The sequence below is a fragment of the Achromobacter sp. 1014246743 genome, assembly GCF_059760725.1.
Map to the genome: position 1 here is coordinate 20,533 of NZ_JCBANA010000039.1, position 13,984 is coordinate 34,516.

Consider the following 13,984-nt stretch of genomic DNA (forward strand, 5'->3'; position numbering starts at 1 on the left):
GAGTCCTGACATGCATTCGCTGGGCCGTCTCGTCCTGCTCGTCAACGATTACGACACCGCCATTTCTTTCTACCAGGACAAGCTGGGCATGGAGGTGTTCGTCGACATGGCCGTGGGCCAGCAACGCTTCGTGCACCTGCGCCTGCCCGAGCAGCCATCGGTGGGCGTGTGGCTGTTGCAGGCCCAGACCCAGGCGCAACGCGACCGCGTCGGCGACCAGACCGGCGGCCAGCCGGTGGGCGTGTTCTACACCGACGACGTCGTGCGCGACCACGGCCGCTTCGTCGCCCGGGGCGTGCGCTTCACGCGTGAACCGGTGCACGACAATTTCGCCGTCTACGCACACTTCATCGACCTGTACGGCAACGAGTTCGTGCTGGTGCAATTGAAGAAGTAGGCAGGTGCAGGCCGCCGGCAGCAACCGGCCGGCCTGGCGCGCGTCACGCGGTGTCGCGTTCGATGGGGCCCTTTTCGCTTTCGATGACGCGCCTGGCGCCCCGGTCGGCGATGCGGGCTTCGACCCGCCGCAACACCGCCAATACGAACAGCGCCATCAGCGTACTGGCCACGGCGGTGGCCTCGCGGCCCATGCCGGCGGCCACGCCGATGGCGGCCGTCATCCAGATGCTGGCCGACGTGGTCAGGCCACGGATCTCGCGTTCATTGCTGAGCTTGATGATGGCGCCTGCGCCCAGAAAGCCGATGCCGGCGATGACGCCCTGCAGCACCCGGCTCAGGTCGCCCACCTGCATGCCGTTCTGCAGCGGCACCAGCACGAAGATCGCGGCGCCCAGGGCCACCAGCATATGGGTCCGCAGGCCGGCCGCCTTGCCGCTGCGTTCCCGCTCGTAGCCCAGCAGGCCGCCCAGGATGACCGCCATGCCCAGGCGCAGCACGATGCGCGTGGCTTCGCCGACGTCCGGAATGTCGGCAAATTCGCTGCGCAGGGTGCTCCAGACTTCCAACCAGATTTCCGACATCGCCGTCTCCGGGCAAGGGGTGAACGCTGAATGACGCGGCGCCGGGCATCGCCGCGCCGGCCAGAACCAGCATAGCAGCGACAAGGACCTGGCCCTATAGGGGCGCCACCCAGGCCGCGTCTGTCCGCAACTGGTCCCAATGCAGCCCATGCTTGCCCAGGTACTTGCGCAGGCGGTCCGCATCATTGACCACGCTGCGTTCGGCGCGGGACGCCTGGAACAACTTGCGGCCGGCGTCCGACAGGCTGCGGGCCTGGGCGCAGACCTGCAGCACCGCTTGCAGTTGCAGCTGGTCGAACAGATCCATGGCGTCGACGCGCGCGTCGCCCAGCAACGCCCGCAGGTCCGGCGCAGCCGGCGTGGCCGCCGCGTCCTGCCCGTCGCGTTGCCACAGCCAGCGCAGCCGGGAAATCTCGGCCTCTACCAGTTCCAGGCTGATGCGCCCGCCTTCGGCCAATGTGGCCAACCGCGCGATGCTGGACGACAGGTCGCGAAAGTTGCCGCGCCACGGGGCCTCGGCACTCTGCGCGAAGGCCAGGTAGGCCTGGCGGGCTTCGACATTGAAGCGCGCGGCCCGATGGTGCTCGGTGGCGTAGGCCGCCAGCAGGTGGTCGATGTTGGGCTCGATGTCTTCGGCTCGCGCGGCCAGGCCGGGCAGGTCGTAGGTCCACATATTGATGCGGGCGTACAGGTCTTCGCGAAAGCGCCCCGCCGCGACCTCGCGCCGCAGGTCGCGGTTGGTGCCGGCGATCAGCTGGAAATCACTGTCGACCTCGCGGTCGGCGCCCACGGGATAGAAGCGCCGCTCTTCGATGGCCTTGAGCAGCATGGCCTGTTCGTCCACGCCCAGTTCGCCGATCTCGTCCAGGAACAGCACGCCTTCGTGCGCGGTGCGCAGCAAGCCGGCGCGGTCGGCCGCCGCGCCGGTGTAGGCGCCCTTTTTGTGGCCGAACAAGGCCGCCGCGGCCGTGTCGCCGCGCAGCGTGGCGCAGTTGACCTCGACGAACGGCCCCGCGATATGGTGCCGCGCCTTTTTCAGTTCGAACATGCGCCGCGCCAGGAACGACTTGCCGGCGCCGGTGGGCCCGGCCAGCAGGATGGGCGCGCGGGACCGCAGGGCCACCCGCTCGATCTCGGTGATGAGCGCGTTGAACCTGGCGTTGCGGGTGGCGATGCCGCGCTTGAGGAAGTCGACCGCATCGCGCTGCTCGTCGGCAAAGCGCTGGGCAATCACGTCATAGCGCGACAGGTCCAGGTCGATCAGCGCCAGGTCGCCCGGCTGGCCCGGGCGCTGCCGCCGCGGCGGCGCCGTCTGCACCAGCACGCCGGGCAACACGCGCGATTCCACCAGCAGGAACTGGCAGATCTGCACCACGTGCGTACCGGTGGTGATGTGAGCCCAGTATTCTTCGCGCTCGACATCGAAGGGATAGGCGCGCGCCCATTGGTACAGGCAGTGGTAGACCTCGCCAAAGTCCCAGGGGTCGGCCAGGTCGACTTCGACCAGGTTGACGACGGTTTCCGGGGACACGGCCGCGATGTCGGCCTGGATCAGGTCGGCCAGCCGTCGGTGGCGGGCGGTGTACAGCAATTCCATGCGGGTGATGACACGGTCTTCGTGCTGCGTCAGCGCCACGGTGGGGCGCCACTTTTCCCAACGGGCAGGCCCCGTGCCGGCATCGAGCTGGGTGCCGATGAACCCCACGACCACGATCGGTTTCATTTTCTATATTTCTAGCTATATTTATAACTTATCAGGATTCTAGAGGCAGCCCCTGCGACTGGCAACCCTGGCGCAATGGCCACCATTTCCTTTCACATCAAAGGCTTGCAAGATTCATGCAGGCTATTTTCAAAAGCTGGCACGGCGATTGCATAGAGAGAAGCAGGCGGCGCGCAAGGCCCGCCGCCCCTCACCATGCAATGGAGAAGAACATGACGTACAAGCTGCACCAAGTCGCCCAGGGCGTTCCCGTGAAGATGTGGACCGAAGGCGTGCCGGTCGAGGGCGAAGCCCTCCAGCAACTGGAAAACGCCGCCCGCCTGCCCATCATCTACAAGCACATCGCGGCCATGCCCGACGTGCACTACGGCATCGGCGCGACGGTGGGTTCGGTGATTCCGACCATCAAGGCCGTGATTCCGGCCGCCGTCGGCGTGGATATCGGCTGCGGCATGATGGCGTGCAAGACCACGCTGCACGCCAACGACCTGCCGGACAACCTGGGCCCGCTGCGCACGGCCATCGAGAAAGCCGTGCCGCACGGCATCTCGCCGCGCCGCAGCGGCCGCGACCAGGGGTCGTGGGAAACGCCGCCCGATGAAGCCGATATCGCCTGGCGCACCCTGTCGCCGGAATTCGAAGCGCTGTGCCAGGACTACCCGCGCCTGCGCAACACCAACAACTACAAGCACCTGGGCACGCTGGGTACGGGCAACCACTTCATCGAAGTGTGCCTGGACGAAGCCGGGTCGGTGTGGTTCATGCTGCACTCGGGGTCGCGCGGTGTCGGCAACGCCATCGGCACGATGTTCATCGAGCTGGCCAAGAAAGATGCCGAGCAGCACCAGCGCAACCTGCCCGACCAGGACCTGGCCTACTTCGAGGAAGGCTCGAAGTACTTCGGCGACTATGTCCGCGCGGTGGGCTGGGCGCAGAAGTTCGCGCGCGCCAACCGTGAAGTGATGATGCATCGCGTGGTGGGCGCCGCGCGCTCGGTGATCGGCAAGCCGTTCGAGGCGCACATGGAAGCGGTGAACTGCCACCACAACTATGTCAGCCGCGAAACCCACTTCGGCGAAGAGGTGCTGCTGACCCGCAAGGGCGCGGTAAGCGCCAAGGCCGGCGAACTGGGCATCATTCCGGGCAGCATGGGCGCCAAGAGCTACATCGTGCGCGGCAAGGGCAACCCGGAAAGCTTCATGAGCTGCAGCCACGGCGCCGGCCGCAAGATGAGCCGCACCAAGGCCAAGAAGCTGTACACGGTGGCCGACCAGGTGGCCGCGACCGAGGGCGTGGAATGCCGCAAGGACGCCAACGTGATCGACGAGATCCCGATGGCGTACAAGGACATCGACGCCGTGATGCAGGCGCAGCAGGACCTGGTGGAAGTGGTCTACACCCTCAAGCAGATCGTGTGCGTGAAGGGTTGAAAAAACCGGGCTGAACCAGCCCGGTTGAACAAGACGTTGAACAAGAAGAATGGCAATGATTGAACTGGATGGTTCCGAAGGAGAAGGCGGCGGGCAGGTGCTGCGCACCGCGCTCGCGCTTTCCATGATTACCGGCGTGCCGCTGCGCATCGAGCGCATCCGCGCCAGGCGTTCCAAGCCCGGCCTGATGCGCCAGCATCTGGCCTGCGTGCAGGCGGCGATGCAGATCAGCGGCGCCGAGTGCGAAGGCGCCGAACTCGGCTCGCAGCAGTTGCGCTTCACGCCGGGCCCGATACGCGCGGGCGATTACCGCTACGCGATCGCCAGCGCCGGCAGCTGCATGCTGGTCTTGCAGACCGTGCTGCCGGCGCTGCTGCGGGCCGACGGTCCCAGCCGCCTGGAATTGCAGGGCGGCACGCATAACCCGCTGGCGCCGTCGTTCGATTTCCTGGCGCGCGCCTATGCGCCGCTGGCGCGCCGGCTGGGCGCGGGGTTGACGCTGGACCTGCGCCGCCGCGGCTTCTATCCGGCGGGCGGCGGTGCGGTGACGGCCGAGATTACGCCCCCGGTGAAGGGCTTGGTCCCCGTGGATATCGCGCAGCGCGGCGCGGTGCAAAACCTGTCCGCGGAATGCATCGTGGCCGGCCTGCCGCGCGCCATCGCGCGGCGCGAACTGGACGTACTGGCCGAGCAACTGGGCTGGACGCAGGACCAGTTGCTTGTCGCCGCCTCGCACCAGAACGAAGGCCCGGGCAATGCCCTGACCGCCACGCTGGCGCATGCCGAGGTCACCGAGGTTTTCACGGCATACGGCGCCAAGGGCGTCCATGCGGAAACGGTGGCCGGCACGCTGGCGCGCGAGGTCGGCGCGTATCTTGCCAGCGACGCGGCACTGGGGCCGCACCTGGCCGACCAATGGCTGTTGCTGCTGGCGCTGGCGGTGCACGACAGCGGCACGCCGGCGTATTTCACCTGTTCCGAGATCACGGGGCACACCAACACGAATGCGTCGGTGATCGAACGCTTCCTGCCCGTGGCCATTCGCCATGCCGCGCAGGCGGGCGGGCATCGCGTCGATATCTCGCCGGCTTGAATGCCGGCGCTAACGTCGTTCGGAATGCAGGCGGGCCGTTGCCTGATATCGGCCACGGCTGTTCGGCCGCAGGCATCTGGTTTACAACTGCGCTGTACGACACCGGGTTGCCCGGGTCGATTTCCCACAGCGCCCCGGCATGTCGTCGGCGGGCGCGACCGCGAGGAGCTTCGGATGGATTTGCAGCTGCAAGGCAAGCGCGTGCTGGTGACAGGCGCGTCCAAGGGCATCGGCCTGGCGTGCGCCATGGCGTTCGCGCGGGAAGGCGCCGAGCCGATATTGGTCGCGCGCGACGGTGCGGCGCTGCAGGCCGCGGCCCAGGCGATCCAGGCGCAGACGGGCACGTCCGCGCGCACGCTGGCGCTGGACCTGGCGCAAGCAGGCGCGGCGGCGCGCGTGCTCGATGAAGCGGGAGCGGTCGACATTCTGGTCAACAATGCCGGCGCGGTACCCGGCGGCGCGCTGGACCAGGTGGAGGATGCTCGCTGGCGCGCAGGGTGGGAACTGAAGGTGCACGGCTACATCGACCTGGCCCGCCACTACTACCCGCTGATGCGGCAGGCCGGCACGGGCGTCATCGCCAATGTCATCGGCATGGCCGGGTCGGCCCCGCGCGCCGACTACATCTGTGGCGCAGCCGCCAACGCCTCGTTGATTGCCTTCACCCGCGCCCTGGGTGGCGATGCGCCGCGCCACGGCGTACGCGTCTTCGGCGTGAATCCGTCGCGCACGCGCACCGACCGCGTGCTGACGCTGGCCAGGCAACGTGCACAGGCGCGCTGGGGCGACGAATCGCGTTGGGAAGAAACCCTGTCCGACCTGCCCTTCGGCCGCCTGATGGAAGCCGAGGAAGTGGCGGACATGGTGGTGTTTGGCGCCTCGCCCCGGGCGGGCTACCTGAGCGGCACGGTCATCGACCTGGACGGCGGCGAGCAGTACGCCCGTTGAGCCTGACGGGCAGATCGGTCCCGACATGGCGGTCCCGCCCTGACCGGACGGGCCGCCACGTTTTCAGCCGGCGTTTCAGCGCGCCGCGGCCCAGCCGGCCAAGAGGGCCGGCAATTGCTTCATGTCGGTGAACACGTGCGCCACGCCCACGCCCCGCAGGGCCTCGGCGCTGCTGTGGCCGTTGCCGTCGGGGCTATAGCCGAACACCGTGGCGCCTGCGGCAACGCCGGCCGTGGCGCCGGTGATGGTGTCTTCGACCACCGCGCAACGCGTCGGGTCCACGCCCAGCGCGCTGGCAGCCGCCAGGTAGACGTCGGGAAAGGGCTTGCTGCGCGGCATTTCGTGGCCGCTGAAGACCCGCTCGCCAAAGCAGTCGGCGATGCCGACCTTGGCCAGCTGCAATTCAACCTTGCGACGGTCGGCACCCGACGCCACGGCGATACGGCCGTCCAGCGTCTGGTGCAGGGCCCGCACCGCATCCGGCGCGCCGGGAATTTCAAGCAGTTCGCGGTCCAGGGCGCCATTGCGGCGCTCGCGGAACTGCGCGAACCAGTCGGGCGACAGCGCCACGCCGGTCTTCGATTGAATCAGGGGCAGCTCGTCGCGCACGGCCTTGCCGGTGAAGATGCGGGTGGCCTCTTCGAACGTGATCGCCCAGCCCAGCTCGTTGAGCATTTCGGTCAGGACGCGGGCGGTGATGGGTTCGGAATCGACCAGCACGCCGTCGCAGTCGAACAGCACGGCGTCAAAGGGAAAATCAGTCATTGCGGGCAGCAGGGGAAGAGTCCGGGAAGCCCTAGAGCATACTGCACCGCAGCAGCGGGTCGCGACCGCAAGCACCGGAGTGCCAATTCCCGCATGGGCCGCTATGCTGTCCTTCCCCCTGCCACGCCCCGTCGTCCATGACGCCACCGAAATCCGATCCCACCGCCCCCGCGGCCTCGCCGCGCAAGCCTGCCCGCCACTCCGCCCGCGAGGCTCCCCCGGCCGTTGCCGCCGCAGCGCCCCCGATTCCGCCGCCGCCCACCGCCCTGTACAGACGCGCCGCCAAACACCTGGCCTCTTTGGACGACGACTGGGCCCGCCACGTCGCCGCCATCGGCCCGTGCCGCCACGAGTCGCGGCCGGCGCGCGACCCTTACCAGGCGCTGGTGCGCGCCATCGCCTACCAGCAACTGCATGCGCGCGCCGGCGACGCGATCCTGGGGCGATTCCTGGCGCTGTACCCTGGCCAGACGTTTCCGCCGCCCGCCGCACTGCTGGGCACCGACCCGCAGGCGCAGCGCGACTGCGGCTTTTCGGCCTCGAAGCTGGCCACCATCCGCGGCATCGCCCAGGCGGCGCTGGACGGCGTCATTCCCGGCCGCGACGAAGCGCTGGCGATGACGGACGATGCGCTGATCGAACGCCTGGTGGCGCTGCGCGGGGTAGGCCGCTGGACGGTGGAAATGCTGCTGATCTACACGCTGGAGCGCATGGACATCCTGCCGGTGGACGACTACGGCGTGCGCGAGGGCTACCGCCGCCTGAAGCGGCTGGACAAGGCGCCCTCGCCCGCCCGGATGCGCACGATCGGCGAGGCCTTCAGCCCCTATCGCACCATCGCGGCATGGTATCTGTGGCGCATGCCGGCATCGCCAATGCCGCAGGCCGCATGAGCGCGGTGGCTCAGGGCCTGGATCGCTACGACTGGGCGCGCATCGAACAGGCGCTGGATGCCGAAGGCTGGGCACTATTGCCCGCGCTGTTTACGCCAGCCCAGGCGCGGGAATTAGCGCAGCGGCTCGACGACCCAAAGGGCAACGACAAGGCCGGCGGCATCCACCGCTTGCCCACCCTCGCCGGGCAAGGCGAACGCGCCTCGCTCGGCGCACCCTTGCCCATGGCGCTGGCAGGATTGCAGGCGGCGCTGCATGCGCGGCTTGAATCACTGGCGCGGACCTGGGCGCAGCGGCTGGGGCGCGACACGCACAGCCTGCCGCTGGCACTGCCGAACGCCGCCGTGATCCACCGCCTGCGCGAAGGCGATTCCCATCCCTTGGAATACGACGCCGATGAATCGGCCTTTCCGCTGCGGCTGGTCGCCCTGCTGACTGCCCCGGGCCACGACTTCACGGGCGGCGAATTCGTCATGACCGAGCAACGCCCCCGCCAGCAATCGCGCCCCCTGGTGCTGCCGCTGGCCCTGGGCGACGCCGCCCTGATCGCCGCCGCGCACCGCCCCATTCGCGGCGCGCAGGGCGACTACCGCGCGACCTTGCGCCACGCCATCAGCCGCGTGCGCAGCGGGGTGCGGGTGGGGCTGGAACTGCCGTTGGGGCCGCTGTGACACGCGCCACCTGGCAGGGCGGCCACACCGTCTTTGACCCTTAAAACGTCAATATTTAAACTTTTTTATGTCTTTAACATCAAAATATTGATGTTTTTTCGGAAAATTGGGCCTAAGCCGGAATTGATGCGGATTCAGTCCTATAAATGGCAATATTCTGGTGTTTTCACGTGAATAGCGTAAAAATACTGTTTATATGGCTCAACGCACTGCCCCTCTTCTTCCCGCAACCAACCAATTGCTCGCGAATTCGGCGAGCGGCTCAAGCTTGCGCGCTTGCGGCGCAAATTGACTGCCAAGCAGGTGGCGGAACGCGCCGGCATGTCGCCGACCACCCTGCGGTCGCTCGAAGCCGGCGGCCCGGGCGCCACCATTGGCGCCTACCTTGCCGTGATGCAGGTGCTGGGCCTTGAGCAAGACCTGCAACACATGGCCGCCCGCGACGCGCTGGGCCGTCAGCTTCAGGATGCCCGTCTGATCCGGCAAGGCAGCACACCACCCGATATACAGCTCGCCCATCCCGCGGACCACACCGCGTCGACACTGGCCGAACCGACGACGCGCATCGCCGCCTATTCGCAACGGCAACCCGACGCCACGCAGGGCGTCACGGCGCAAGACTTGGCGGCGCTGCTGCAGCCCCCACCCACCCGCCCTCGAGGCCGCAAGTCATGACGACGATCGGGGTGTACGGCGATTGGGACGGCTTACCCCAGCCCACGCGGCTCGGCTGGCTGCACTCCCGCAAGACACGTGCGCACGAGACTATCAATTCTCCGCCGTGATATGCCCGTCCGCCACGACCTTGGCGAACACGGCGGTCTGGGCCTGGATGAAATCGCGGAACGCGTCCGGCGACATCGGCTGCACCTCGCCGCCCAGTTCGCGCAGGCTGGCCACCAGTTTTTCATCGCGCAGGCAACGGTCGATGGCGGCGGCGAGTTGCTGGCGGACCGCGACGGGCGTGGCGGCCGGCACGAAAATGCCGAACCAGTTTTCCAGCGCGTAATCCTTGAGCGGTGCGTATTCGGCCACGGCAGGAATGTCGGGCGCAAACGAGGCCCGCTTGGCCGACGTGACGGCCAGCGGCTTGACCTTGCCGCTCTTGATGAACGGCAGCGCGCCCGCCAGGCTCACGAAGGTCAGGTCGACACTGCCCGCGGCCACATCCACCAGTTGCGCCGACGCGCCCTTGTACGGCACGTGGACCATCTTGATGCCGGCCAGCGATTGCAGCAGTTCGCCGTTCAGGTGCTGGGGGTTGCCGACGCCGCTGGTGGCGTAGGTCAGGCGGTCCGGGTTGGCGCGGCCATAGGCCACCAGTTCCTGCACCGTGGCGACCGGCAGCTTGGGGCTGGCCACCAGCACGTTGGGCACGCGCGCCACCAGCGCGATCGGCGCCAGGTCGCGTTCGGGCTGGTACTGCATCTTGCCCTTGAACACCAGCGGATTGATGGCGGTTTCGCCGGCCGAGCCCAGCAGCAAGGTCGTGCCGTCGGGCACTGAGCGCACCACCGTCTGCGCGCCCAGCATGCCGCTGGCGCCCGGCTTGTTTTCCACCACCACGCCCTGCGGCAGTTCGGCGCGCAGGCGTTCGGCCAGCAGACGGCCCATGCCATCGACGCCGCCGCCCGCGGCGAACGGCACGATCAGCGTAATGGGCCGGCCGCTGCCGACGCCGGGCGGGGGGGCATCTGCGGCATGCAGCGGCGTGGCGGCTGCCAAGGTCAGGGCCGCGCTGGCGGCAAGCGTACGGATGAGGGTCATGGTCAGTCTCCTGGGTGGCCTGCGTCGTGGCGGCCGGGTTTTTCCTTAATTGCATTTTATGCATTCAATATGCAAAACTGGCAGCTATGGAAAACACCAATGCCTCGCCGCGCCGCACCGGCTTCACGCTGGATGGCGTGGCCTACACCCATATCGACCTGGCCGCGACGGTCGGCCCCGACTACCACCGCCTGCCGGTGGTGCTGCGCCTGCTGCTGGAAAACGCGCTGCGCAACATGCAGGGCATTGAGCGCGACGAGGCCGTGGCCGCGCTGATGGCCTGGCTGGCGCACGGCACCAGCGAAGCCGAGATCGCGTTCCAGCCCGGCCGCGTGCTGATGCACGACACCACCAGCACGCCCGCCCTGGTCGACATCGCCGCCATGCGCGATGCGCTGGACGAGGCCGGGGTAGACCCGCGTGTGCTCAACCCGGTGCTGCCGGTGGACGTTTCGGTGGATCATTCCCTGGCCGTGCAGGCCTATGCGCAGCCCGATGCCGCCACGCAGAACCTGGCGCAGGAACTGCGCCGCAATGCCGAGCGCTACCGCTTCCTGCGCTGGGCCTCGAAGGCTTTGTCGAACGTGCGCATCCATCCGCCCGGCACCGGCATCATGCACACCATCAACCTGGAGCAACTGGCCACCGTCGTGTGCCATGACGCGGGCGCGCTGCACCCGGACATGATGATCGGCACCGACAGCCACACGCCGATGATCAACGGCATCGGCGTGCTGGGCTGGGGCGTGGGCGGCCTGGAGGCGCAGACGGTGATGTTCGGCATGCCGACCCTGCTGCGCATTCCCGACGTGATCGGCGTGCGCCTGACCGGGAAGCTGGGCCCGGGCGTCACCGCCACCGACCTGGCGCTGACGGTGACGCAGCGCCTGCGCGCCATCCAGGTGTCGGGCGAATTCGTCGAATTCTTCGGCGCCGGCGTTGCGACGCTGTCAGCCGGCAGCCGCTGCGTGGTCGCCAATATGGCGCCCGAGTACGGCGCCACCACCGGCTATTTCCCTATCGACGACGCCACGCTGGATTACCTGCGCCAGACCGGCCGCGACGCGGCCCACATCGCGCGGGTGGGCGCCTATGCCGCCAGCGCGGGCATCGGGCTGGACCCGGCGGCCCACCCTCGCTACACCCGCGAGATCGAAATCGCGCTGGACCAGGTGCAGATGCACGTGGCCGGCCCCAAGCGGCCGCAGGACCTGCACCCGTACCGCCAGACTCGCGAGATCCTGGCCGCGTTGAACTTCCAGGCGCAAAGCGCGCCGCAATCCGTGTCGCCGGCCGATCGCACATCCACGCCGGACGCCAGGCCCACATCCGCCCAAGCCCCCGCCTTGCCGCGCCACGCCATCGCCATCGCCGCCATCACCAGCTGCACCAACACGTCGGATCCGCGCCTGTTGATCGCCGCCGGCCTGCTGGCGCGCAAGGCCCGCCGCGCCGGGCTGACGGTGCCGGCCTGGGTCAAGACTTCGTTGGGCCCCGGCTCGCCCGCGGCCGCCGACTACCTGGCGCGGGCCGGCCTGCTGGACGACCTGGCCGCGGTGGGCTTCGACATCGTCGGCTATGGCTGCACGACCTGTATCGGCAACTCGGGGCCGCTGCCCCAGATCGTGCAGGACGCCATGGCCGCCGGCGCCGTCCACCCGGTGGCCGTGCTGTCCGGCAACCGCAATTTCACCGGCCGCATCCATCCCGACCTGGACCTGGGCTTTCTGATGTCGCCGCCGCTGGTCATCGCCTTTGCGCTGGCCGGCGATGCCGAACGTGATCTGTCGCGCGAACCGGTGCAGGTCGCGCCCGACGGCCGCGCCGTGTACTTGCGCGACCTGTGGCCCGACGACGCCGAGATCGACGCCGCGCTGACGCAGGGCCTGCGCGCCGACGACTTTGCCCGAGCCTTCCGGATAGCCAGCGCCAATCCGCAATGGCAGGCGCTGCAATCACCCGACACGCCGCGCTTTCCATGGCACCCGGCATCGACGGCGCTGCGGCGCCCGCCCTTTGCCGCCGCCGGCCCCGCCAGCCAGCTGGGCCGCTACGCTGCCTGGCCGCTGCTGGTGCTGGGCGACGACGTCACCACCGACCACCTGTCGCCCGCCAGCGCGATTCCGCCAGGCAGCCTGATTGCCGACTTCCTGGTCGCGCAAGGCGACGACCGCGACGACCTGAACGTGTTCGCCTCGCGCCGCGGCAACTGGGAAGTGATGATGCGCGCCGCCTTCTACAGCAAGAGCCTGGTCAACCTGCTGTGCCCTGGCGCCCCGGTGGGCCATACGCTGCACGCCCCCAGCGGCCGCCTCGAACCCATCTGGGAAGCCGCCGACCGCTATCGGCGCGACGGCGACGCGGTGGTGCTGCTGGCCGGCGAACGTTTCGGCACCGGCTCGTCGCGCGACTGGGCCGCCAAGGGCCAGCGGCTGCTGGGCATCCGCGCGGTGCTGGCGGTCAGCTTTGAACGCATCCACCGGTCGAACCTGATCGGCATGGGCATCCTGCCCCTGCGCCTGCCCGCGGGCGTCACGCCGCAGACCCTGAATATCCAGCCCGGCGACCGCATCGACATCGACTGCCCCGCCGACGCCCTGGCGCCGCGCCAGGCCGTCGCGGTGCGCGTGCTGCGCGCCGATGGCCGCCAGGAACCGCTGACCGCCACGGCCGCCGTGGAAACCCAATTGGAACTGCGTCTGTTGCGGATGGGCGGGGTGATTCCCGCTATCCTAGCGGATACCCTCGGCGCCCATGGACAGGCGCCGGCCGAACCGGGCCCAGGCAGCTGAGGCCCCCGCAACCCGGGCCATCCCATGAGCGCGCAGACCAACACCGTAAGCAAGATCCTGGAGCTGATCCGGCAAGACCGCCTGCCCGGCGGCGCCCACCTCACGGCCCAGAAACTGGCGGATCGCCTGCGCCTGTCGCGTTCGCCGGTCAATGACGCGCTGGGCATCCTGGAGCAGCACGGCATCGTGGCGCGCAAGCCCAACCGCGGGTATTTCCTGCAGCATGCCTATGACGCCCTGGCGCAGGCGCCCATGGACCTGGCCCCGCCCACCGCCGACGACATCGTCACGCAGCGCTATTTCCAGCTGGCCGACGAACTGCTGCGCGGCGAGCTGCCGATGCAGTGCAGCGAAGCGCTGCTGCGCAGCCGCTACGCGCTGACCCAGGCGCAGACCCAGGCCTTGCTGGCGCGCGTGGCGCAGGAAGGCTGGGCGCAGCGGCGCCCGGGCTACGGCTGGGAATTCTCGTCGATGATGACCACGCCCGATAGCCTGTTGCAGTCGTACCGGCTGCGCCTGGCGCTGGAGCCGGCCGCCTTGCTGGAACCCGGCTTTCGCATCGACAAGCCCGTGCTGGAACGCTGCCGCGCCGCCGAACGCCACCTGCTGGACGGCGGCATCGCCACCGACACGGCCGACCAGTTGCACGACCGCGGCGTGCGCTTTCATGAGTCGCTGGTCGAAGCCTCGGGCAATCCGTTCTTCATCGACACCATCAAGCGCGTCAACCGCGTGCGCCGGCTGCTGTCGTACCGCTCGATGCAGGACCGCAGCCGCTACAAGCAGCACTGCGACCAGCACCTGGAAATTCTCGACCTGCTCGAACGCGAGCGCAACGAAGAGGCCGCCCAGGCGCTGGCCGCCCACCTGCGCAGCACGCTCGACAACCTGACCCGCATCAGCGGCATCCTCGCTTCATAGG

General features: G+C 68.5%; 13 protein-coding genes. 9 read left to right on the forward strand and 4 right to left on the reverse strand.

The features are described 5' to 3' along the window. The first annotated feature begins 10 nt into the window (after positions 1–10). Positions 11–397, forward strand: a complete 387-nt coding sequence (locus AC6LJ2_RS17440) for a VOC family protein (RefSeq protein ID WP_498151810.1) — start codon at positions 11–13, stop codon at positions 395–397. 43 nt (positions 398–440) lie between these two features. Here AC6LJ2_RS17440 and AC6LJ2_RS17445 read toward each other — a convergent pair whose 3' ends face one another. Then, positions 441–980, reverse strand: coding sequence for an MgtC/SapB family protein (locus AC6LJ2_RS17445; protein ID WP_263910132.1), 540 nt, complete (start codon positions 978–980; stop codon positions 441–443). Between the two features lie 94 nt (positions 981–1,074). Continuing rightward, positions 1,075–2,703: an RNA repair transcriptional activator RtcR gene (gene rtcR / locus AC6LJ2_RS17450; protein ID WP_263910131.1), complete on the reverse strand. Its 1,629-nt coding sequence runs from the start codon at positions 2,701–2,703 to the stop codon at positions 1,075–1,077. Positions 2,704–2,903: 200 nt separating this feature from the next. Here rtcR and AC6LJ2_RS17455 point away from each other — a divergent pair, with 200 nt between their 5' ends. The 3 genes from AC6LJ2_RS17455 to AC6LJ2_RS17465 all read left to right on the forward strand — a co-directional run bounded on the left by AC6LJ2_RS17455 (position 2,904) and on the right by AC6LJ2_RS17465 (position 6,174). Further along, entirely contained in the window at positions 2,904–4,133 is a 1,230-nt protein-coding gene (locus tag AC6LJ2_RS17455; RefSeq protein ID WP_263910130.1) for an RtcB family protein, read from the forward strand. 55 nt (positions 4,134–4,188) lie between these two features. Next, complete coding sequence (rtcA, locus tag AC6LJ2_RS17460) at positions 4,189–5,226, forward strand: RNA 3'-terminal phosphate cyclase (protein ID WP_498151811.1); 1,038 nt, start codon at positions 4,189–4,191, stop codon at positions 5,224–5,226. A gap of 174 nt (positions 5,227–5,400) precedes the next feature. Continuing rightward, on the forward strand, positions 5,401–6,174 hold the full coding sequence (locus AC6LJ2_RS17465; RefSeq protein WP_445657375.1) for an SDR family oxidoreductase: 774 nt from the start codon (positions 5,401–5,403) through the stop codon (positions 6,172–6,174). Positions 6,175–6,249: 75 nt separating this feature from the next. On the opposite strand, the gene AC6LJ2_RS17470 is transcribed toward AC6LJ2_RS17465, so the two are convergent. After that, a complete protein-coding gene (locus AC6LJ2_RS17470) occupies positions 6,250–6,939 on the reverse strand; it encodes an HAD family hydrolase (RefSeq protein WP_263910127.1) in 690 nt (229 codons plus the stop codon). A gap of 137 nt (positions 6,940–7,076) precedes the next feature. On the opposite strand from AC6LJ2_RS17470, the gene AC6LJ2_RS17475 reads away from it, so the two are divergent. From AC6LJ2_RS17475 to AC6LJ2_RS17485, 3 genes are all read left to right on the forward strand, one after another. Next, positions 7,077–7,832, forward strand: coding sequence for a DNA-3-methyladenine glycosylase family protein (locus tag AC6LJ2_RS17475; protein ID WP_498151812.1), 756 nt, complete (start codon positions 7,077–7,079; stop codon positions 7,830–7,832). Beyond that, the gene (locus AC6LJ2_RS17480) at positions 7,829–8,503 is read left to right on the forward strand and encodes a 2OG-Fe(II) oxygenase (RefSeq protein ID WP_498151813.1); all 675 of its coding nucleotides are present in this window, start codon (positions 7,829–7,831) and stop codon (positions 8,501–8,503) included. Before AC6LJ2_RS17475 ends, AC6LJ2_RS17480 begins: the two co-directional genes overlap by 4 nt. Before the next feature lie 288 nt (positions 8,504–8,791). Continuing rightward, entirely contained in the window at positions 8,792–9,178 is a 387-nt protein-coding gene (locus AC6LJ2_RS17485) for a helix-turn-helix domain-containing protein (protein WP_498151814.1), read from the forward strand. A 93-nt stretch (positions 9,179–9,271) separates the two neighbouring features. Here the strand turns inward: AC6LJ2_RS17485 and AC6LJ2_RS17490 are convergent, their stop codons facing one another. Next, entirely contained in the window at positions 9,272–10,270 is a 999-nt protein-coding gene (locus AC6LJ2_RS17490) for a Bug family tripartite tricarboxylate transporter substrate binding protein (protein ID WP_445657380.1), read from the reverse strand. Between the two features lie 86 nt (positions 10,271–10,356). Here AC6LJ2_RS17490 and acnA point away from each other — a divergent pair, with 86 nt between their 5' ends. Next, on the forward strand, positions 10,357–13,062 hold the full coding sequence (acnA, locus tag AC6LJ2_RS17495; RefSeq protein WP_498151815.1) for an aconitate hydratase AcnA: 2,706 nt from the start codon (positions 10,357–10,359) through the stop codon (positions 13,060–13,062). Positions 13,063–13,086: 24 nt separating this feature from the next. Beyond that, positions 13,087–13,983: a GntR family transcriptional regulator gene (locus AC6LJ2_RS17500; protein WP_498151816.1), complete on the forward strand. Its 897-nt coding sequence runs from the start codon at positions 13,087–13,089 to the stop codon at positions 13,981–13,983. Position 13,984 lies beyond the last annotated feature (1 nt).

What these genes read in the sequence shown, in the direction of transcription:
- AC6LJ2_RS17440 (WP_498151810.1), top strand. Translation starts at nt 11, where the DNA reads ATGCATTCGCTGGGCCGTCTCGTCCTGCTCGTCAACGATTACGACACC.
- AC6LJ2_RS17445 (WP_263910132.1), bottom strand. Translation starts at nt 980, where the DNA reads ATGTCGGAAATCTGGTTGGAAGTCTGGAGCACCCTGCGCAGCGAATTT.
- rtcR (WP_263910131.1), bottom strand. Translation starts at nt 2,703, where the DNA reads ATGAAACCGATCGTGGTCGTGGGGTTCATCGGCACCCAGCTCGATGCC.
- AC6LJ2_RS17455 (WP_263910130.1), top strand. Translation starts at nt 2,904, where the DNA reads ATGGAGAAGAACATGACGTACAAGCTGCACCAAGTCGCCCAGGGCGTT.
- rtcA (WP_498151811.1), top strand. Translation starts at nt 4,189, where the DNA reads ATGATTGAACTGGATGGTTCCGAAGGAGAAGGCGGCGGGCAGGTGCTG.
- AC6LJ2_RS17465 (WP_445657375.1), top strand. Translation starts at nt 5,401, where the DNA reads ATGGATTTGCAGCTGCAAGGCAAGCGCGTGCTGGTGACAGGCGCGTCC.
- AC6LJ2_RS17470 (WP_263910127.1), bottom strand. Translation starts at nt 6,939, where the DNA reads ATGACTGATTTTCCCTTTGACGCCGTGCTGTTCGACTGCGACGGCGTG.
- AC6LJ2_RS17475 (WP_498151812.1), top strand. Translation starts at nt 7,077, where the DNA reads ATGACGCCACCGAAATCCGATCCCACCGCCCCCGCGGCCTCGCCGCGC.
- AC6LJ2_RS17480 (WP_498151813.1), top strand. Translation starts at nt 7,829, where the DNA reads ATGAGCGCGGTGGCTCAGGGCCTGGATCGCTACGACTGGGCGCGCATC.
- AC6LJ2_RS17490 (WP_445657380.1), bottom strand. Translation starts at nt 10,270, where the DNA reads ATGACCCTCATCCGTACGCTTGCCGCCAGCGCGGCCCTGACCTTGGCA.
- acnA (WP_498151815.1), top strand. Translation starts at nt 10,357, where the DNA reads ATGGAAAACACCAATGCCTCGCCGCGCCGCACCGGCTTCACGCTGGAT.
- AC6LJ2_RS17500 (WP_498151816.1), top strand. Translation starts at nt 13,087, where the DNA reads ATGAGCGCGCAGACCAACACCGTAAGCAAGATCCTGGAGCTGATCCGG.